Raw genomic sequence first — 18,817 nt, 5'->3', positions numbered from 1 at the left:
TAACGATAACGCGGGGTGTCTGAAACACTGTGGCGTCTAGTCGTTCTTCGCGAGCAAGCTCGCTCCTACAGGGGAATGCTGTGCTGTCAGTGACGGAAGTGGCGCATGCCGGTGAACACCATGGCGATGCCGGCTTCATCAGCTGCAGCAATCACTTCGTTGTCACGCATCGAGCCGCCTGGTTGGATCACGGCAGTCACGCCCGCCTTGGCCGCATTGTCCAGACCGTCGCGGAACGGGAAGAAGGCGTCGGAAGCCATCACCGAACCGGCTACCTGCAAACCGGCATGTTCCGCCTTGATAGCAGCAATACGCGCGGAGTTCACGCGGCTCATCTGGCCGGCGCCGACACCGATGGTCTGGCGATTCTTGGCGTAGACGATGGCGTTGGACTTCACGTACTTGGCAACTTTCCAGGCGAAGATCAGGTCATGGATTTCCTGCTCGCTCGGTGCGCGCTTGGTCACCACTTTCAGGTCGTCGGCGCCAATCATGCCGATGTCGCGGCTTTGTACCAGCAGGCCACCGTTGACGCGCTTGTAGTCCCAGGCCGCCGCGCGGTCAGCCGACCACTCGCCGCAGGCCAGCAGGCGTACGTTGGCTTTGGCAGCGACGATGGCGCGGGCCTCTTCGCTGACCGACGGAGCGATGATCACTTCGACGAACTGACGTTCGACGATGGCCTTGGCAGTCTCGGCGTCCAGTTCGCGGTTGAAGGCGATGATGCCGCCGAAGGCGGATTCGGTGTCGGTGGCGTAGGCCAGGTCGTAGGCCTTGCGGATGCCGCCTTCGGCATCAGGGCTGACAGCCACGCCGCACGGGTTGGCGTGCTTGACGATCACGCAAGCCGGCTTGACGAAGCTCTTCACGCATTCCAGCGCGGCGTCGGTGTCGGCCACGTTGTTGTACGACAGTTCCTTGCCTTGCAGCTGGGTCGCGGTGGCGATGCCGACTTCGGCAGGCTTGGCTTCAACATAGAACGCCGCGCTCTGGTGCGGGTTCTCGCCGTAGCGCATTTCCTGGGCCTTGATGAACTGGCTGTTGAAGGTGCGCGGGAACTCGCTGCGACCTTCGGTGCTCAGGGTGTCGGCAGACTGGTTCACGGTGCCCATGTAGTTGGCGATCATGCCGTCGTAGGCGGCGGTGTGCTCGAAGGCCTTGAGCATCAGGTCGAAACGCTGGGCGTAGGTCAGGCCACCGGCCTTGAGGTTTTCCAGGACGCTGGCGTAATCGCTGGCGTTGACCACGATGGCCACGTCCTTGTGGTTCTTGGCGGCGGAACGGACCATGGTCGGGCCGCCGATGTCGATGTTCTCGATGGCGGTCGGCAGGTCGCAGCCTGGCTTGTTGATGGTGGCTTCGAACGGGTACAGGTTGACCGCTACCAGGTCGATCGGCTTGATGCCGTGCTCGTTCATGATGGCGTCGTCGATACCGCGACGACCGAGGATCCCGCCGTGGATTTTCGGGTGCAGGGTCTTTACCCGGCCGTCCATCATTTCCGCGAAGCCTGTGTAATCCGCGACTTCCACTGCGGCAACGCCGTTGTCCTGCAGCAGCTTGAACGTCCCGCCGGTGGAGAGGATCTCGACGCCCAGGGCTTCAAGCTCCTTGGCGAATTCGAGGATCCCGGTCTTGTCGGAAACGCTGATCAAGGCGCGGCGGATCGGCAGGCGGGTAGTCTGGTCGGTCATCTCAATTTCCATCAAAAGCAAAGGAAGTCAGCAAAAAAGGCGACCGGTTTTACGCGGGCGCCTTTCTGGTTTGATTGAATGCTTACAACAAATCGTACTGCTTGAGTTTCTTGCGCAGCGTGCCCCGGTTCAGCCCGAGCATCTCGCTGGCCTTGGTCTGGTTGCCCTTGACGTAGTTCATCACGCATTCGAGCAGGGGAGCCTCGACTTCGGAGAGCACCAGGTTGTACACATCCGTGACGGCAGCGCCCTCAAGGTGGGCGAAATAATTGTGCAGCGCCTTCTCGACACTCCCGCGAAGGGTCTGACCTTCTTCGCTTGGCGTATTGAGGTGCTGTTTCAAATTCACGTTGTCGCTCACGGGTGTTGTTCCACTCACTAAAGTCTCGGTCATCATCGTCATGCGGCCACCCACTCTCCGTCCCCTGTCAGGCTCTTGTAACGCTCGGCGAAAAACGCCCGAACGTTGGCGCATTGTGCATCCGTACCATCCAAACGATTGAAGTGGGCGCGAAACTCCCTGGCGCCCGGCAGGGTTGCGAGATACCAGCCCACATGCTTTCGAGCAATGCGTACGCCCATCACATCACCATAGAAGGCGTGCAGGGCAGCCAGATGCTCTAGCAGAATGCGTTCCACCTCGATCAGTTCCAGCGCCGGGAGTTTCTCGCCGGTACGCAGGAAATGGTCGATCTCGCGAAAAATCCATGGCCGCCCCTGGGCAGCCCGGCCAATCAACAGGCCATCGGCACCGGTCGCGTCGAGCACGTACCGGGCTTTTTCTGGCGAATCGATATCGCCATTGGCGAAGACCGGAATCGACACCGCCTGCTTGATTGCGGCAATGGTGTCGTACTCGGCTTCACCGGTGTACAGGTCGGCACGGGTGCGGCCATGCACCGCCAGCGCCGTAATGCCTGCCTGTTCGGCGATCTTCGCCACCGTCAGGCCGTTCTTGTTGTCCCGGTCCCAACCGGTCCGGATCTTCAGGGTAACCGGCACATCGACCGCAGCCACGACGGCCTGCAGGATCTCGGTTACCAGGGGTTCATCCTTCAACAGTGCGGAACCGGCAGCCTTGTTGCAGACTTTTTTTGCCGGACAGCCCATGTTGATATCAATGATCTGCGCACCCATTTCAACGTTGGCACGGGCGGCGTCCGCCAGCATCTGCGCGTCCCCACCGGCGATCTGTACCGAGCGTGGCTCGGGATCACCTTCGTGGATCATGCGCATGCGCGACTTGCGGGTGTTCCACAAACTCATGTCGCTGGTGACCATTTCCGAGACGACCAGTCCCGCGCCCAAGCGCTTGCACAGCTGACGAAAGGGCTGGTCGGTGACACCCGCCATGGGGGCGAGAATCAAGCTGTTATGTAATGTGTATGGGCCGATGCGTACCGCCGACATAGGACTTCCCTGTTGTGGGGCCGGATCATGAGAGTTCGAAAAAGGGTTGGCATGATACCCGCTCTCGATGACTGGATAAAGGCTGAATTGAACAAATTCTGAACAGTTATTCTGTTATTACCCGTGGTTTGGTTCGCCTGGAACAGTCAGAAAGCCGGCGTTAATCCGGGAGTAATGAAGCGTTTCACTCCGGAGAGTGGAAGCTCAGACTGTAGTTCACGGCCTTGGCACCTGGGTCGAGAATGTCCAGGGCGATGTGGATCGGCGTTTGCGGAGGCATCTCCGCCATGCCTTCGAGATCGCCATTGAGGTACTCGCCAGGCTTGAAGCGACGACTGGCGATCAGATGGCCATTGAGGTCGGCGAAGCGCAGTTCCAGCAGCGGGAAGGGCTGGGAGAAGGGCGCGCGGTTATAGATGATCGCATCGACCACCAGGGCGCCATTGAACTCGGGGTGGCTGCGCACCACCAGGTTGCTGCTTTTGATTTTCGCGATGTCGACTTTGGAGGGCACGGTGCAGCCGATTTGCGGGCACAGTTGCTGGAACCACGGGCGATATTGATCCTGTCGCGCCAGTTCGTCGAAATGGTAGGCGATGTACTGGCCAGCGAGGGCGCCTGCGGCAATCAGCACCAGCAGCAACCACAACAGCCGTCGGCCCCAAGGTGAGCGGCGTTTTTGCCAGTCCAGTTGCAGCGGGTCGTCGGTCAGGTCTTGCAGCGCTTCGGCGCGCACGCCCGGTTCGCTGCGTTCGCGTCGCTTGCGCAGCGGTTCTATCGAGGGCAGGTTGTCGTCGATTTCGCTCTCGTCGGCGGCCGACAGGCGTTCATGGTTCAGCGGCGCATCAAGAGGGTCGTGCAATCGCAAATGGGGTGGTTGCGATTCGTCGTCGAGATCAACCGGTTCCAGGGACAGCGAAGGTTCGGTGCGTGAGGTTTTGCTCGTTTCGACCGTCGGCTCTGGTGTTTCAAGGCTGTCGAGCGGTTCGTCGACTGGCGCACGATCGGCCGCCGACGCGCTGAACAGGCTGTCGGACCACGGCTCCTCGTCGTCCTGCCCGGCGCTGTCGCGACGGGCGCTCAGCGAGTCGTCGCGATGGCGGCCGAGTTCGGTGGCCGGCTGGATTTCCCGCTGTTCGAGCCGGGCGAGTTCTTCGTCGAGGTCGAGACTGTCCAGGTCCAGTTCGGTCGCGCTCCATTGCTTTTGGCTGATGGCGCGCGGTGGCGATGGCTCAACGGGCTCCTCAGGCTGCACAGGCGGGAGCGGCGTCGCGACCGGTGCCTCCTTGCCGGCCTGCTCAAGCAACTGCCTGGCGGCATTGAACACCTGCAGGCAGGAGCCGCAACGAACCACCCCGCGAGCCACGCTCAACTGGGCATGGCTGACGCGGAAGCTGGTTTGGCAATGCGGGCACTGAGTGACGAAGCTGTCGGTCATGCGGCGATCCGGATTATGCAGGCGATCATTCTAGCGCCGACGACCAGTGATGCGCACCCAGCCATCGCGATTGGCGATCGGGTCCAGATCGAAGTCCTTGGCGTAGGCGGCAGCGACTTCGTCACCCTGTTCGGCGAGGATGCCCGACAGCGCCAGGCGCCCGCCCGACTTGACCAGGCCCGACAGCTGCGGCGCCAGGGAAACCAGCGGGCCGGCGAGAATGTTGGCCACCAGCACATCGGCTTGAACCTGCGGCAAATCTTCCGGCAGATACAGTGGGAACAGTTCATCAGCGATGTTATTGCGCCCGGCGTTGTCGCGGGACGCTTCCAGCGCCTGCACGTCGATGTCGGTACCCACGGCCTCCTTGGCGCCCAGCAGCAGGGCCGCAATCGCCAGAATCCCCGAGCCGCAGCCGAAGTCCAGCACGTTGCAGCCTTTCAGGTCCTGGCCGTCGAGCCATTCCAGGCACAGTGCGGTGGTCGGGTGGGTGCCGGTGCCGAATGCCAGGCCCGGGTCCAACAGCAAATTCACTGCATCAGGCTCCGGTGCGGCGTGCCAGCTCGGCACGATCCACAGGCGCTGGCCGAAACGCATTGGCTGGAATCCGTCCATCCAGCTGCGTTCCCAGTCCTGGTCTTCGATCACTTCGCTGTGGTGCTCGGGCAACGGGCTGCCGGTCAGCAGCTCCAGATGGGCCAATACCGGGCCTGGCTCCGTGCCGCCTTCGAACAGGGCCAGCAGGTGCGTGTGGGACCACAGCGGCGTGGTGTTGAGTTCCGGCTCGAAGATCGGCTGATCTTCGGCGTCCATGAAGGTCACCGACACGGCGCCCACTTCAAGGAAAGCGTCTTCATAGGTTTCGGCTTGTTCTGGGCTGATGGCGAGACGGACTTGCAGCCAAGGCATGGCGGGCACCTTTGAAAAATATTGATTGCAGCCTAGCGGGCTGCGAGAAGCGCGCAAGTTTACGCGAGCGCGGAGGTTTTGTGGGAGTGGCTTGCCCTGCACATCGACACATACCCCTGTGGGAGCGAGCTTGCTCGCGATGGCGGTCTATCAGTCGACATCGATAGTGGATTTGCCGACGCTATCGCGAGCAAGCTCGCTCCCACAGGGGGGGCAGTCGGATGAAATGTCCAGATACAACAAAGCCGCCCGAAGGCGGCTTTGTTGATCGGGTCGAAGCTTAGTGCTTCTCGCCAGCCAGCTTGTGCTCGAGGTAGTGAATGTTCACGCCCCCTTTGCAGAAGCCTTCATCGCGGGTCAGGTCGCGGTGCAGCGGGATGTTGGTCTTGATCCCGTCGACCACGATCTCGTCCAGCGCATTGCGCATGCGCGCCATGGCTTCGTCGCGGGTTGCGCCGTAGGTGATCAGCTTGCCGATCAACGAATCGTAGTTCGGCGGAACCGCATAGCCACTGTACAGGTGCGAGTCGACGCGAACGCCGTTGCCGCCTGGAGCGTGGAAATGCTTGACCGTGCCCGGGCTTGGCATGAAGGTTTTCGGGTCTTCGGCGTTGATCCGGCATTCCAGCGCGTGACCGCGGATGACCACGTCATCCTGGGTGAACGACAGCTTGTTGCCGGCGGCGATGCTGAGCATCTCCTTGACGATGTCGATGCCGGTGACCATTTCCGAAACCGGGTGCTCTACCTGGACACGAGTGTTCATCTCGATGAAGTAGAAGCGGCCGTTTTCGTACAGGAACTCGAAAGTGCCTGCGCCACGGTAGCCGATATCGATGCAAGCCCTGACGCAGCGTGCGAGTACTTCCTCACGTGCGTTTTCGTCGATACCTGGTGCCGGCGCCTCTTCAAGAACCTTCTGGTGACGACGTTGCAGCGAGCAGTCGCGGTCGCCCAGATGGATAGCCTGGCCCTGGCCATCGGAAAGGACCTGGACTTCCACGTGACGTGGGTTGGTCAGGAATTTTTCCAGATAGACCATCGGGTTGCCGAACGCCGCGCCTGCTTCGGAGCGGGTCAGTTTCGCCGAGGCAATCAGGTCTTCTTCCTTGTGCACAACGCGCATGCCGCGACCACCGCCGCCGCCAGCGGCCTTGATGATCACCGGGTAACCGACTTCGCGACCAATGCGCAGAGCGGTTTCTTCGTCTTCCGGCAGCGGGCCGTCAGAACCCGGAACAGTCGGTACGCCGGCAGCGATCATGGCGTGCTTGGCCGATACCTTGTCGCCCATCAGGCGAATGGTTTCGGCTTTTGGGCCAATGAACGCAAAGCCGGATTTCTCGACCTGCTCGGCGAAGTCGGCGTTTTCCGCAAGGAAACCGTAGCCCGGGTGAATGGCGGTGGCGCCAGTCACTTCGGCTGCGGCAATGATTGCCGGAATGTGCAGGTAGGAGTGGGCGGCCGATGCCGGACCGATGCAGACGGATTCGTCTGCCAGGCCCAGGTGCATCAGTTCCTTGTCAGCCTTGGAGTAAACGGCGACGGTCTTGATGCCCATCTCTTTGCAGGCGCGCAGGATCCGCAGGGCGATCTCACCGCGGTTGGCGATCAGAACTTTTTCCAACTTCGCAGTCATCAAAGGCTCTCCGCGGTTCAAACGATGGTGAACAGCGGTTGGTCGTACTCAACCGGCTGGCCGTCTTCGACGAGGATGGATTCGATCACACCGCTGGTTTCAGCTTCGATGTGGTTCATCATCTTCATGGCTTCAACGATGCACAGGGTGTCGCCTTTCTTCACGGTCTGGCCAACTTCCACGAAAGACGGCGAGGTTGGCGAAGACTTGCGATAGAACGTACCGACCATCGGCGAACGGGCAACGGTGCCGTTCAGTGCTGGCGCGGCGGCGGCAGCAGGTGCGGCAGCGGCAACCGGAGCGGCGGCAGCAACAGGCGCGGCAGCCGGAGCATGCATTGGAGCTGGCGCGTAGTACTGCTGAGCCGGGGTCTTGCTATGACGGCTGATGCGTACGGACTCTTCGCCTTCCTTGATCTCGAGCTCGTCGATGCCGGACTCTTCCAGCAATTCGATCAGTTTCTTAACTTTACGGATATCCATGAATCATCAACTCCCAAGGGTCGGTCAGGGGCGGTTAACTTGTTGTTCAAGCTGTTCCAGGGCGGCCTCCAGGGCCAGTCGATAACCGCTGGCGCCAAGGCCGCAGATCACTCCCACCGCTACGTCGGAGAAGTAAGAGTGATGGCGGAAAGGTTCGCGTTTGTGCACGTTAGACAAATGCACTTCGATGAATGGGATGCTCACCGCCAGCAGCGCGTCACGTAATGCGACACTTGTATGTGTAAAAGCTGCTGGGTTGATCAGAATGAAGTCCACGCCTTCACTGCGGGCAGCGTGGATGCGGTCGATCAATTCGTACTCGGCGTTGCTTTGCAGGTGCAGCAAATGGTGACCGGCTTCGCGGGCACGGCGTTCCAGGTCCTGGTTGATCTGCGCCAGCGTCGTGGCGCCGTAGGTGCCCGGTTCGCGAGTGCCGAGCAGGTTCAGGTTGGGTCCGTGCAGAACGAGTAACGTCGCCATCGGCGGTTCCTATGTTATCTGTGAGCAATTGTCAGAACCCGGCGACTATGCCGCAAAGCCTTTGTGACTGTCCAGTTCTCTGCAATAGCCAGCACGATGACCGATGTTTGCGCGAAATATATGACTGCTTGATTAAAATTGGTCATTCGCCCTGATTACACGTTCGGCGAAGTCCCTGGCGTTGATCTCGCCGATCACTCGCACATCGGCGCGTTCGACACCGTCCTTGCCAAAAAACATCAGGGCCGGGGGGCCGAACAACTGGTAGCGATCGAGCAGGGCGCGTTGCTCGGAGTTGCTGGCGGTGATGTCGAAGCGGATCAGCCGGTAACCCTTGAGGCGTTCGATGACGACAGGGTCATCCAGTACCTCGCGTTCGATGACCTTGCAGCTGATGCACCAGTCGGCGTACCAGTCGAGCAGCAGCGGTGTGCCGGACGACCGGGCCTCAGCGAGCACGCGGTCCAGATCGGCGGAAGTGCTGACGGTTTGCCAGGTGCTGGTGTTTTGCGCGGGTCCGTTGTTGTCAGCGATACGGGGCTGGCCGATCGGGTTGAACGGGTCGGTCTGGCCGCTGAAGGCGCCATACCAGCAGGCCAGTGCGTAAAACAGCAGGAACATGCCGAACAATTGCCCCAGGCGTTTGCGCGGTGGTTTATAGACGAACTCCAGCGCCCCCATGAACAGGCCGACGCCGCCTGCCAGCAAACCGATCAGAAGCAAGGTGACCTGGCCCGGCAAGACGCGGCCGAGCAGGCCAACGGCCAACCCGAGCAACAACACACCAATCGCGTTTTTCACGTAGACCAGCCACGGACCGCTCTTCGGCAGCCAGGCTGCGCCACCGGTGGCCACCAGCAACAGCGGCGCGCCCATGCCGAGGCCGAGCATGAACAGTTTCAAGCCGCCACCCAGCGCATCGCCACTGGCGCTGATGTACAGCAACGCCCCGGCCAATGGCGCCGAAACGCAGGGTGAAACCAGCAAGCTGGAGACCACGCCCAACACCGCGGCGCCCCACAGTGACCCGCCTTCGGTGCGGCCGGCGATGCGGTCCAGGCGACTGCTGATGGCATGCGGTAGCTTGAGTTCGAAGACGCCGAACATCGCCAAGGCAAACACGGCAAAAAACATCGCGAACGGCACCAGCACCCAGGCCGATTGCAGCCGCGCCTGTAGATTGAGCTGGGCGCCGAACAGGCCCATCAGGGCGCCGAGCAGGGCAAAACAGGCGGCCATCGGCAGCACATAGGCCAGCGAAAGATTGAAACCGCGCCAGCCACCGACCTGACCGCGCAGCACCACCCCGGAAAGGATCGGCAGCATGGGCAGCACGCATGGCGTGAACGTCAGGCCCAGGCCGGCGAGGAAAAACAACGCCAGTTCGCGCCAGCTCCATTGATAAGCCGTCGCCGGAGCGCCGCTGCCGTCGATGCTCAGGCGCTCGGTTTCCGGCGGATAGCACAGGCCTTTGTCGGCACATCCCTGATAGGTCACGACCAGGGTGAAGGCACGTTGGTCGGTGCGCGGCAACTCAACGTCGAGAATGCCGTGGTAGACCTCGACATCGCCGAAGTATTCATCGTGCTTTTTCTGGCCGTCGGGCAGTTTCGCCGCGCCGAGGAGGACATCGGCCGGGTCGGCGCGAAACTGAAAACGGTGGCGGTAGAGGTAGTAACCTTCGGTGGCGACGAAACGCAACTTGATCGATTGCGGTGTGCTGTCTACCAGGCTCAGCTGGAAAGCTTCGCGCACCGGCAGGAAGTCGGCGCTGTTGTTGATCGAGCCCAGGCTTGAGCTGGGTCGGTTCTCCAGCAAGCCAGTGGCGCTGGCCGGCAGGACGAACACTAAAAACAACAGGCAGAGCAAGCGGCGCATGACGATCTCGCGTATCGGAATTGGGGGGATGATAGCGGACGGCGGCGTGATATGCAGGAGGGGAGTCTGAGGTGTTTGTTCTGACGCCATCGCGAGCAAGCTCGCTCCCACAGGGGATTTGCGTCGTGCACAAATCAAATGTGGGAGCGAGCTTGCTCGCGATGGCGGTCTATCAGACGCGGAAGGCCTGAACGGCTGTATGCAATCGACCACCCAGCACCAGAAGATTTTCTCCCTGTTCACGCCCTTCACCAATGCGCAGCAAATTATCCCCGCCCAGCTGGTGAATCCGCTCACTGTGGTCACGGATTTCGCTGACAGCACCGCTTTGCTGGGCGGTGACATCGGCGATGCGTACCGCCGTGTCGGAAATGGTCTGGATCGCCCCGACGATTTTATCCAGCGCGCCATCAGCGGCCTGGGCCTGGCTGGCCGTGGCTTCGGCGTGTTCGACCTGGGCTCGCATGCCCTCCACCGATTGCCGCGCGGCGGTTTGCAGCCCTGCGATCAGCGTCTGGATTTCTGCGGTGGCCCCGGCGGTACGTTGCGCCAGTGAGCGCACCTCTTCGGCAACCACCGCAAAGCCTCGGCCCATTTCCCCGGCCCGGGCCGCCTCGATGGCGGCGTTCAAGGCCAGCAGGTTGGTCTGGTCGGCAATCGAGCGGATCACCGTCAACACGCCGCCGATGGTGGCCGACTCTTCGGCCAGGTGTTCGATCATTTGTGCATTGCCTTGCACTTCATCCACCAGCGCATGCAGGCCGGTGAGGCTCAGGCCGATGACTTTCTGTCCATGCTCCACGGCCAGGCCGGCGTGGCGGCTGGCTTCGGCGGCCTGGCTGGCGTCGCCGGCAACTTGCTGAATGGTCGCTTCCAGTTCGCTGAGGGAGTCGCGAATCAGTGCCGTGTCGCCAGCCTGATGCTCGGCACCGTCATGCAGGTCGTTGCTCAGGTCGGCCAGGGTGCGGCTGCTGCCGGCCACTTGTTCGGCGTTGCGGCGAATGGTCCCCACCAGGTCCACCAGATAAGCGCGCAAGCGGTTGAGGGAGGCTTCAATGTCATGCAATTCGCGGTTGGTGTTGCCCAGTTGAATGTCGCGGCTGAAGTCGCCTTCGGCCCAAGTCGAGAGGGCCGGGGCGAGGTTGGTCAGGGTCCGTGCGAGTTTGCGTTGCAGGGTGTCGATCAGCAATGCGATCAACAGAATCAAGCCGATCATCACGCCTTGCATCAGCCGTACTTCACCCTGGATCTTCCCGTGCTGGGCGCGCACCACCGGTTCCATCCCTGCAATGGCCTGTTGCACGTCGGCGATTTTCAGGTGGGTCGCCGCGCTGAGGTCGGCGCGTTTGCGGATTTGATCGCGAGTGCGCGAGAGCTCGGCCGGATAGCGGATGAGCAGGCTGTTGAGCTCGCGCTTGAGGCCGACGCCGGCATCTTCGGCGACGGTTGTTTCCTTGTTCTCCAGGCCCATCATCGAGGCGAAATCATCGGTGTTCGACTCGCTGCTGGTGGTCACGCCCAGCAATGGCAGGGCGTCGAGTTTCTCTGCCTGGATACGGATGTTGGCCACTTCGCGTTCGACATCGGCGGCCAATTCGCTACGGCCGCTGCTGACCAGTTTGTCCCGGGTCAGGGACAATTTTCCCAAGTGTTGCGATGCGGTGAGCAGCGGCGTGAGGTAGGCCGCATTGCCACTGGCGTACTGGCTGAGCTGATCGAGACTGGCGCCCAGTTCCCGCTCGGCCTGCAGCAGCAAGGCCTGCGGATCACCTGCCAGTTTGCCGGCGGCCAGCAGGTCGGTCTTGCTGAATTCTTCAAGGGTCGACAGGCTGGGGCGCAACGCCTCGGCCAAGGCCGGTGGCAATTCGCCGAGTTCTTTTTGCAGGCTGTCGATGCCTTGGGCGGCACTGCTCAGGCGCAGCGCATCGCCGCTGCCCAGGTAATCCTCAATGCTGCGGGCGACGTCATTCTGAAATTGCTGCGACAGGCCCAGGTAGCGCTCCATTAATAGATATGGGCGCTCCAGGGCTTTCTGCGACCACCACAGCGTAGCGCCGAGGGCCACGCACACGGCCACCAGAAGGAGGGTATTGAGATTGGTCAGCAGCTTCAGGCGCATTACGGACTACCAACGGCAGAAATGGTAAGTGCCTGAAGTTATTGCGTTTCTGTTACAGGGTTATGACCGTATCGGTCGATTCCGATAAAAAAGTGGCACTTTGCTTTGATGTGCGTGCGCCCTGTACGCGATTGCGTCCGCCGTGTTTGGCGCGATACAGCGCTTCGTCCGCCTGGTTGGCCATCATCAAGCTGTCGGAGCTTTCGCAAAGCTCAACCACTCCGGCACTGAAGGTGCACCACAGATCCTCGGGTTGCGCGGGATAGTGAATCTCGGCAAAGCGCTGACGGATTTCATCGAGCACGTTGTAGGCCGCTTCGATATCGGTATCCGGCATGACGATGGCGAACTCTTCGCCACCGTAGCGGCCGATGAAATCGGTTTTGCGCAGGCGTTGCTTGAGAAACAGCGCCAGGCTCTTGATCACCCGGTCGCCCATGGGGTGGCCGTGGCTGTCATTGACCCGTTTGAAGTGGTCAATGTCGAGCATGGCAAAGCTCAGTGGCTTGCTTTCGCGGCGGGCGCGGAACGAGCAGTCTTCGAGCAATTGCAGGATATGCGTGTGGTTGTACAACCCGGTGAGACTGTCGCGGACCATCCGTGCCTTGAGGTTGCGTGCCCGGGCCGCGCGGTTGCGCACGGTGGTGATCAGGTGCCGGGGCTTGATCGGTTTGGTCAGGAAGTCGTCGCCGCCCTCGCTCATGGCGTCGAGCTGCTTGTCCAGGTCGTCTTCGGCCGACAGGTAAATGATCGGCACGCTGACGTAACGGTCGTTATGGCGGATCACCTTGGCCAGTTCCGTACCGGTGCAGGCCGGCATGTACATGTCGAGGATGATCAGGTCCGGCTGGAAGTCCGCCAGTTCGGCCATGGCCTGGATCGGCTCGATGAGCGTGCGGGTGACGATCCCGGCGCTGTTGAGCAGACGCTCGGTGTGCAAGGCCTGGGCGCGGGAGTCGTCGATGATCAGCACTTTATAAGGCTCGTACTGGGCAACGCAGGTCAGGACTTCGATCTTCTCCAGCAGGCTCGACGCTTCGAGGGTGCCGGTAAGGAATTCCTGGCCGCCGGCACGCACGGCGGCCAGGCGGGTCGGAGTGTCGGTTTCGTGCAGGCTGAAGAACAGCAGCGGCAGCTGATGATCGAGGCCTTCCTGGGCTTCGGCGGCCAGTTTCAGGCCGACACCGGTGCCACTGAAGTCCACGTCCATGACAATCGCCGCCGGCATGCGCTCGACCATCGATGAGCGAAACGCGTCTACGCTGTCCAGGGACTGGGCGCTGAGGCCGAAGAATTCCAGTTGTTTGGCCAGGCGCTCGGCGCGGTCGTGATCCTGCAACATCACGTAGATGGGCTTGCGCAGCGGCGGCAGGAAGGTTTGATCGAGTTGGTCGCCATGGCGCAGGCCAGTGCGTGACAGGCGCTGCATCAAGCGGTTGAGATCGGTGATCAGGCCACTGCTCAGGCGTCCGCGATTGGCGTCGACCGCTTCCAGTGACTGACCGATGTGGCGTGCCAGTTGCGAGTGTTCCGGTTGTTCGAAACGCTCGGCGAAACGCAGCAGGCGCAGATTGGCCTCGCTCAGTTCCGAAAGGTCGGCGGTGGACCACTCACTGCGTTGCAGGCGCTGCCATATCTCAAGAATCTGACGAGCCTGATGAATTACCCGCTGGGCAAAGTGGTGCTTGAGGCGCTCGCGGCTGGGATCTTCTGGCTCGGTCATATCCTGACTACTAGTTAGGGTGCACACTGAGGTCGAGTGGTGGCTCTATGCTAGCACCACTTTTCCATTACATGAGTGCTGTACGTCAATAATCTGCAATGTGTCTTTATTCAGTTTGTGACTGGCCGGTCTTGTTCTAGCCTTTCAAGTCGCGGTTTTAAGGGGCGAAGTACCTGAATCAGGGCACTTGGCGGGGGCGGGGTGGAAATGGGCGAGTGACGGAACGCCGGCCATTCATGATTTTTTTGCCAGTGCTGATCGGCCCGTTTTTTCGGGTATTAGAGGGTCGGGGATTCCCTTAGGGTGGCAATCCAAACCATTAGGGGGGATTTTGAGGGTCGCCGCGTCGTCGGATGCGCAGACGTTCTTTTGATCCGCAAGCTCGGTAATTTTCCGCATCGGTGCGATGGCGGGTGCCGGGCCAAGGCACGTTGTTGTATGGTTGTGGTCGAACCGTTGAACTCAAGAGCTTGAAAGGATATCGCCATGCTGGACTGGAAGAACCGCACAGACAGTGCGCCTGAACGTGCCGCTGAACCGAAGTCGGAGACCCGCAGTTATCTGGGTGGTCTGTTGTTCAGCCGGGCGCTGGCCACTCTGCTGGGCATCTACCTGTTGGTGGCGAGTGTCCTGGGCTGGTACTGGAGCCAGGAGCCGGCGCTGTTCCCGGTCCAGCAAACCGCTCAACTGGCGGCCGAAAAAGAAGGCAAGCAGATGGTCGTTGGCTACACCACGGTGGAAACCCTCAAGACCGTTGCCGGCACCTTGCTGACCAAGCAGGGCGGCTATATTTCCAACGACCGATTCCCGCCAGGCCTGTGGATGGACAACATGCCGAGCTGGGAATATGGCGTGCTGGTGCAGGTCCGCGACCTGAGCAGGGCACTGCGTAAAGACTTCGCCCGTTCGCAGTCGCAGTCCGCCGAAGACGCCGACCTGGCCAAGGCCGAGCCGCGCTTCAACTTCGACAACAAGAGCTGGGTGCTGCCATCCAGTGAGTCCGAGTACCTGGAGGGCATCAATTCCCTGAGCCGCTATCAGGCGCGACTGTCCGATCCTAACCAGAAGAGCGCGTTGTTCTATGCCCGCGCCGACAACCTGAACAACTGGCTGGGTGACGTCGGCACCCGTCTGGGTTCGCTGTCGCAACGACTGTCGGCCAGTGTGGGCCGGGTCAAGCTCAACACTGCGCTGAAGACCGAGGTGGTGACGCCGGGTGTGGCGCCGCAAGTCGATGAGGAAATCGTCGAAACCCCATGGCTGCAGATCGACAACGTGTTCTACGAAGCTCGCGGCCAGGCCTGGGCTCTCTCGCATTTGCTGCGCGCCATTGAAGTCGACTTCGCCGATGTGCTGGCCAAGAAGAACGCCACGGTCAGCGTGCGCCAGATCATTCGTGAACTGGAAGCGTCGCAGGAGCCGGTGTGGAGCCCGATGATCCTCAACGGCAGTGGCTTCGGCGTACTGGCCAACCACTCGCTGGTCATGGCCAACTACATTTCCCGGGCCAACGCGGCGGTGATCGATTTGCGTCAACTGCTCAATCAGGGCTGAGTCATGGTCGATAATGCCAGGGAGGCCGCGCACCGTGCGGCTTCCGATGCCGAACAGATCGCCTGGGTTGACGAGCAGGACAACCTGCTCGGCGCCCTGGTCCGTTCCGATTTGCGCGAGCGCGGGCTGATCGGGCGCGGCACCTACATTATGTTGTTCAACTCCGCTGGCGAGCTGTGCGTGCATCGCCGCACCCTGAGCAAGGCAATCTATCCCGGTTTCTGGGACGTGGCGGCGGGGGGCATGGTGCTCGCCAGTGAAACTTATGCCGAGTCGGCGGCAAGGGAACTGGAGGAAGAACTGGGCGTGAGTGGCGTGGAACTGACCGCCCATGACCACTTTTACTTTGAGGACACCGGCAATCGCCTGTGGTGTTCGGCGTTCTCGGCGGTGTGGGACGGCCCGTTGATCCTGCAACCGGAAGAGGTGCTCGAAGCGCGCTTTATCCCTATCGATCAGGTCATGCTGGAAATCGAGCAAAAGCCTTATTGCCCGGACTCTCTGGCCGCGTTGAAGCGCTATTTGCGCTCACGCCGGATCGACGTCGCAAAACAGCTATAAATTGGCGCCGATTGGCTCTTAGCAATCGGCGTTTTTGCCGTTACACTGCGCGACCTTTTTAAACTGAACCGGTATTGCTGGTTGTTGCTGTAGGAGCGAGCTCGCTCGCGATGGACGTCAACGATAACGCGGGCATCCAGAATGAACGCGTCGCTTTTGAGTCCATCGCGAGCGAGCTCGCTCCTACAGTGAAATGAATGTCGTACCGTTTCAGTAGCGCTGCCCCTGCCTGAGTGGGGCTTCGCGGTCGATAGCCTTCCCAAGTGCTGCGACCAGTCTTTGTCCTCCGAAGAGGATTGCCGGTGGCCAAAAAAGCCGCATCCTTCGCCGCCTTGGGCGGCCTGGTATTTTCCACCGACGCAGGTCGTCATTGCCCGGAATGCAGTAAACCGGTGGACGCCTGCATCTGCAGACAGACCGTTATCCCGGCCGGCGACGGCATCGCTCGCGTGCGTCGCGAAAGCAAGGGCCGTGGCGGCAAGACGGTGACCACCATCACCGGCGTGCCGTTGGCTGAAGACGCGCTCAAGGACCTGGCCACGACGTTGAAGAAACGTTGTGGTACCGGTGGGGCGCTGAAAGACGGTGTCATCGAAATCCAGGGCGATCATGTCGAGCTACTCTTGGCAGAACTGATCAAGCTCGGTTTCAAAGCGAAGAAGTCCGGCGGCTAGCAGCCTCTGTGAAAACCACCCTCGGCTTGATCCGGTCCTGATGACATTCAGGTCCGGCATCGTCTACATGGTTTTCACAGAGCCTGTTCATGACCGGTATCTAAACTCACTGCGGTCGGCGGGGTCTATTGCCTCGTTGACGAACCGTCATTTTCATTCTTTAGACTGCGCCGGCCTGAACCCAGGCGACGCACTATGACTTCTTTATAGGGGACTTCGATGTCCGTACGACGCACACGCAAAGACGATGGCAGCCAATGGACAGTTGCGGACAGCCGCAGTGTTTACGGGATTCGCCATTGGGGGGCCGGGTATTTCGCGATCAATGACGCCGGTCGCGTCGAAGTTCGTCCGAACGGTCCAAGCAGCTCGCCTATCGACCTGTACGAGCAAGTCGACCAGCTGCGCAAAAGCGGCCTGTCCTTGCCATTGCTGGTCCGTTTCCCGGACATCCTGCAAGACCGCGTGCGTCAGCTGACCGGCGCATTCGACGCCAACATCGAACGTCTGGAATACCAGAGCAAGTACACCGCGCTGTACCCGATCAAGGTGAACCAGCAGGAAGCGGTGATCGAAAACATCATCGCCACCCAGAACGTTTCCATCGGCCTGGAAGCTGGCTCCAAGCCTGAACTGCTGGCGGTGCTGGCACTGGCGCCGAAGGGCGGCACCATCGTCTGCAACGGCTACAAGGACCGCGAGTTCATTCGCCTGGCACTGATGGGCCAGAAGCTCGGCCACAACGTGTTCATCGTGATCGAGAAAGAATCCGAAGTCGGCCTGGTGATCGAAGAAGCGGCTTCGCTCAAGGTCAAGCCTCAGGTCGGCCTGCGCGTGCGCCTGTCGTCCCTGGCCTCGAGCAAGTGGGCGGACACCGGCGGTGAAAAATCCAAGTTCGGCCTGTCGGCGGCGCAACTGCTGTCGGTGGTCGAGCGTTTCCGCGCGGCGGGCCTGGACCAGGGCATTCGCCTGCTGCACTTCCACATGGGCTCGCAGATCGCCAACCTGGCGGACTACCAGCACGGTTTCAAGGAGGCGATCCGTTACTACGGCGAACTGCGCAACCTCGGCCTTCCGGTGGATCACATCGACGTCGGCGGTGGCCTGGGCGTGGACTACGACGGCACGCACTCGCGTAATGCCAGTTCGATCAACTACGACATGGACGACTACGCTGGTGTCGTGGTCGGGATGCTCAAGGAATTCTGCGATGCGCAGAGCCTGCCGCACCCGAACATCTTCTCCGAAAGCGGCCGTTCCCTGACCGCGCACCACGCGATGCTGGTGATTCAGGTGACCGACGTCGAGAAACACAACGACGACGTGCCGCAGATCGAGAACAAGGAAGCGCTGCCGGAAACCGTGCAGTGGCTGGTGGACCTGCTGGGTCCGACCGACATCGAAATGGTCACCGAAACCTACTGGCGCGCCACGCACTACATGAGTGATGTTGCCTCCCAGTACGCCGATGGCAAGCTGACCCTGGCCGAGAAAGCCCTGGCCGAGCAGTGCTACTTCGCCGTGTGCCGTCGCCTGCACAACTCGTTGAAGGCACGCCAGCGTTCCCACCGTCAGGTGCTGGACGAACTCAACGACAAGCTGGCCGACAAGTACATCTGCAACTTCTCGGTGTTCCAGAGCCTGCCGGACACCTGGGCCATCGACCAGGTCCTGCCGATCATCCCGCTGCACCGTCTCGATGAAGAGCCGCTGCGTCGTGCGGTACTGCAAGACCTGACCTGTGACTCCGACGGCAAGATCAACCAGTACGTCGACGAGCAGAGCATCGAGACCAGCTTGCCGGTGCACGCGTTGAAAGAAGGTGAGGACTACTTGCTGGGTGTGTTCCTGGTCGGTGCCTACCAGGAAATTCTTGGCGACATGCACAACCTGTTCGGCGATACCGATTCGGTGAACATCTACCAGAACGCCGATGGCAGCGTGTACCACGCCGGTATCGAAACCCACGACACCATCGAAGACATGCTGCGTTACGTGCACTTGTCGCCGGAAGAACTGATGACCCACTACCGCGACAAGTGCGCCAGTGCCCGCATCAGCGCAACCGAGCGCACGCAGTTCCTCGATGCCTTGCGTCTGGGGCTGACCCGTTCGTCTTACCTGTCTTCCTGAGGTAAGCGTCACGCTCATCAGGTCGTCTGAAAATTTACCGTTCGCTGCGGAAATTTCAGATGACCTGGTGCGGCAATTCTCCTGTTCCAGGCGAAATTTCCAGCATCTTCGACGACCCAACGC

The 18,817-nt window shown here is 60.9% G+C and carries 15 protein-coding genes; 4 read left to right on the top strand and 11 right to left on the bottom strand.

Features of this window, described 5'->3' with window-relative positions; all coding sequences use genetic code 11:
• Nucleotides 1-86: 86 nt before the first annotated feature.
• The 11 genes from purH to gcbA all read right to left on the bottom strand — a co-directional run bounded on the left by purH (nucleotide 87) and on the right by gcbA (nucleotide 13,772).
• Nucleotides 87-1,694 (bottom strand): bifunctional phosphoribosylaminoimidazolecarboxamide formyltransferase/IMP cyclohydrolase, encoded by a 1,608-nt coding sequence (gene purH, locus AC1RS8_RS00320; RefSeq protein ID WP_223502810.1) that lies wholly within the window; start codon nucleotides 1,692-1,694, stop codon nucleotides 87-89.
• 82 nt (nucleotides 1,695-1,776) lie between these two features.
• Complete coding sequence (gene fis / locus AC1RS8_RS00315; RefSeq protein WP_015093301.1) at nucleotides 1,777-2,097, bottom strand: DNA-binding transcriptional regulator Fis; 321 nt, start codon at nucleotides 2,095-2,097, stop codon at nucleotides 1,777-1,779.
• Nucleotides 2,094-3,104: a tRNA dihydrouridine synthase DusB gene (gene dusB, locus AC1RS8_RS00310; protein WP_057712163.1), complete on the bottom strand. Its 1,011-nt coding sequence runs from the start codon at nucleotides 3,102-3,104 to the stop codon at nucleotides 2,094-2,096. Before dusB ends, fis begins: the two co-directional genes overlap by 4 nt.
• A 184-nt stretch (nucleotides 3,105-3,288) precedes the next feature.
• Nucleotides 3,289-4,542, bottom strand: a complete 1,254-nt coding sequence (locus AC1RS8_RS00305; protein ID WP_489339681.1) for a DUF3426 domain-containing protein — start codon at nucleotides 4,540-4,542, stop codon at nucleotides 3,289-3,291.
• A gap of 30 nt (nucleotides 4,543-4,572) precedes the next feature.
• On the bottom strand, nucleotides 4,573-5,451 hold the full coding sequence (gene prmA / locus AC1RS8_RS00300) for a 50S ribosomal protein L11 methyltransferase (RefSeq protein WP_218495148.1): 879 nt from the start codon (nucleotides 5,449-5,451) through the stop codon (nucleotides 4,573-4,575).
• Nucleotides 5,452-5,731: 280 nt separating this feature from the next.
• Complete coding sequence (accC, locus tag AC1RS8_RS00295; protein ID WP_057712161.1) at nucleotides 5,732-7,090, bottom strand: acetyl-CoA carboxylase biotin carboxylase subunit; 1,359 nt, start codon at nucleotides 7,088-7,090, stop codon at nucleotides 5,732-5,734.
• Nucleotides 7,091-7,107: 17 nt separating this feature from the next.
• Nucleotides 7,108-7,572 (bottom strand): acetyl-CoA carboxylase biotin carboxyl carrier protein, encoded by a 465-nt coding sequence (gene accB, locus AC1RS8_RS00290; protein WP_008053948.1) that lies wholly within the window; start codon nucleotides 7,570-7,572, stop codon nucleotides 7,108-7,110.
• Nucleotides 7,573-7,596: 24 nt separating this feature from the next.
• Nucleotides 7,597-8,052: a type II 3-dehydroquinate dehydratase gene (gene aroQ / locus AC1RS8_RS00285; protein WP_007971361.1), complete on the bottom strand. Its 456-nt coding sequence runs from the start codon at nucleotides 8,050-8,052 to the stop codon at nucleotides 7,597-7,599.
• Nucleotides 8,053-8,184: 132 nt separating this feature from the next.
• Complete coding sequence (locus tag AC1RS8_RS00280) at nucleotides 8,185-9,930, bottom strand: protein-disulfide reductase DsbD (RefSeq protein ID WP_493162051.1); 1,746 nt, start codon at nucleotides 9,928-9,930, stop codon at nucleotides 8,185-8,187.
• A 172-nt stretch (nucleotides 9,931-10,102) separates the two neighbouring features.
• A complete protein-coding gene (locus AC1RS8_RS00275; protein ID WP_407515164.1) occupies nucleotides 10,103-11,146 on the bottom strand; it encodes a methyl-accepting chemotaxis protein in 1,044 nt (347 codons plus the stop codon).
• Nucleotides 11,147-12,101: 955 nt separating this feature from the next.
• A complete protein-coding gene (gcbA, locus tag AC1RS8_RS00270; protein WP_057712158.1) occupies nucleotides 12,102-13,772 on the bottom strand; it encodes a diguanylate cyclase GcbA in 1,671 nt (556 codons plus the stop codon).
• 486 nt (nucleotides 13,773-14,258) lie between these two features.
• On the opposite strand from gcbA, the gene AC1RS8_RS00265 reads away from it, so the two are divergent.
• From AC1RS8_RS00265 to speA, 4 genes are all read left to right on the top strand, one after another.
• Nucleotides 14,259-15,326: a DUF2333 family protein gene (locus AC1RS8_RS00265; protein WP_090452925.1), complete on the top strand. Its 1,068-nt coding sequence runs from the start codon at nucleotides 14,259-14,261 to the stop codon at nucleotides 15,324-15,326.
• A gap of 3 nt (nucleotides 15,327-15,329) precedes the next feature.
• Nucleotides 15,330-15,887 carry an NUDIX hydrolase gene (locus AC1RS8_RS00260; RefSeq protein WP_057712156.1) on the top strand — a complete coding sequence of 186 codons (558 nt, stop codon included), beginning with the start codon at nucleotides 15,330-15,332 and terminating at the stop codon, nucleotides 15,885-15,887.
• A gap of 302 nt (nucleotides 15,888-16,189) precedes the next feature.
• Nucleotides 16,190-16,561: a translation initiation factor Sui1 gene (locus AC1RS8_RS00255; protein ID WP_057712155.1), complete on the top strand. Its 372-nt coding sequence runs from the start codon at nucleotides 16,190-16,192 to the stop codon at nucleotides 16,559-16,561.
• A gap of 219 nt (nucleotides 16,562-16,780) precedes the next feature.
• A complete protein-coding gene (gene speA / locus AC1RS8_RS00250; protein WP_057712154.1) occupies nucleotides 16,781-18,694 on the top strand; it encodes an arginine decarboxylase in 1,914 nt (637 codons plus the stop codon).
• The last annotated feature ends 123 nt before the right edge of the window (nucleotides 18,695-18,817 follow it).

The organism is Pseudomonas sp. GW821-FHT12A04, assembly GCF_058807755.1.
Note: the sequence above shows the minus strand (reverse complement) of the source record. Positions and strands in the feature narration are given on the sequence as shown.

Bases quoted from the DNA above. Each gene is read 5' to 3' on its own strand.
- prmA (WP_218495148.1), bottom strand. From the start codon at position 5,451: ATGCCTTGGCTGCAAGTCCGTCTCGCCATCAGCCCAGAACAAGCCGAA.
- accC (WP_057712161.1), bottom strand. From the start codon at position 7,090: ATGACTGCGAAGTTGGAAAAAGTTCTGATCGCCAACCGCGGTGAGATC.
- gcbA (WP_057712158.1), bottom strand. From the start codon at position 13,772: ATGACCGAGCCAGAAGATCCCAGCCGCGAGCGCCTCAAGCACCACTTT.
- AC1RS8_RS00260 (WP_057712156.1), top strand. From the start codon at position 15,330: ATGGTCGATAATGCCAGGGAGGCCGCGCACCGTGCGGCTTCCGATGCC.
- AC1RS8_RS00265 (WP_090452925.1), top strand. From the start codon at position 14,259: ATGCTGGACTGGAAGAACCGCACAGACAGTGCGCCTGAACGTGCCGCT.
- speA (WP_057712154.1), top strand. From the start codon at position 16,781: ATGTCCGTACGACGCACACGCAAAGACGATGGCAGCCAATGGACAGTT.
- AC1RS8_RS00305 (WP_489339681.1), bottom strand. From the start codon at position 4,542: ATGACCGACAGCTTCGTCACTCAGTGCCCGCATTGCCAAACCAGCTTC.
- AC1RS8_RS00280 (WP_493162051.1), bottom strand. From the start codon at position 9,930: ATGCGCCGCTTGCTCTGCCTGTTGTTTTTAGTGTTCGTCCTGCCGGCC.
- aroQ (WP_007971361.1), bottom strand. From the start codon at position 8,052: ATGGCGACGTTACTCGTTCTGCACGGACCCAACCTGAACCTGCTCGGC.
- AC1RS8_RS00275 (WP_407515164.1), bottom strand. From the start codon at position 11,146: ATGATCGGCTTGATTCTGTTGATCGCATTGCTGATCGACACCCTGCAA.
- purH (WP_223502810.1), bottom strand. From the start codon at position 1,694: ATGACCGACCAGACTACCCGCCTGCCGATCCGCCGCGCCTTGATCAGC.
- dusB (WP_057712163.1), bottom strand. From the start codon at position 3,104: ATGTCGGCGGTACGCATCGGCCCATACACATTACATAACAGCTTGATT.
- accB (WP_008053948.1), bottom strand. From the start codon at position 7,572: ATGGATATCCGTAAAGTTAAGAAACTGATCGAATTGCTGGAAGAGTCC.
- fis (WP_015093301.1), bottom strand. From the start codon at position 2,097: ATGACGATGATGACCGAGACTTTAGTGAGTGGAACAACACCCGTGAGC.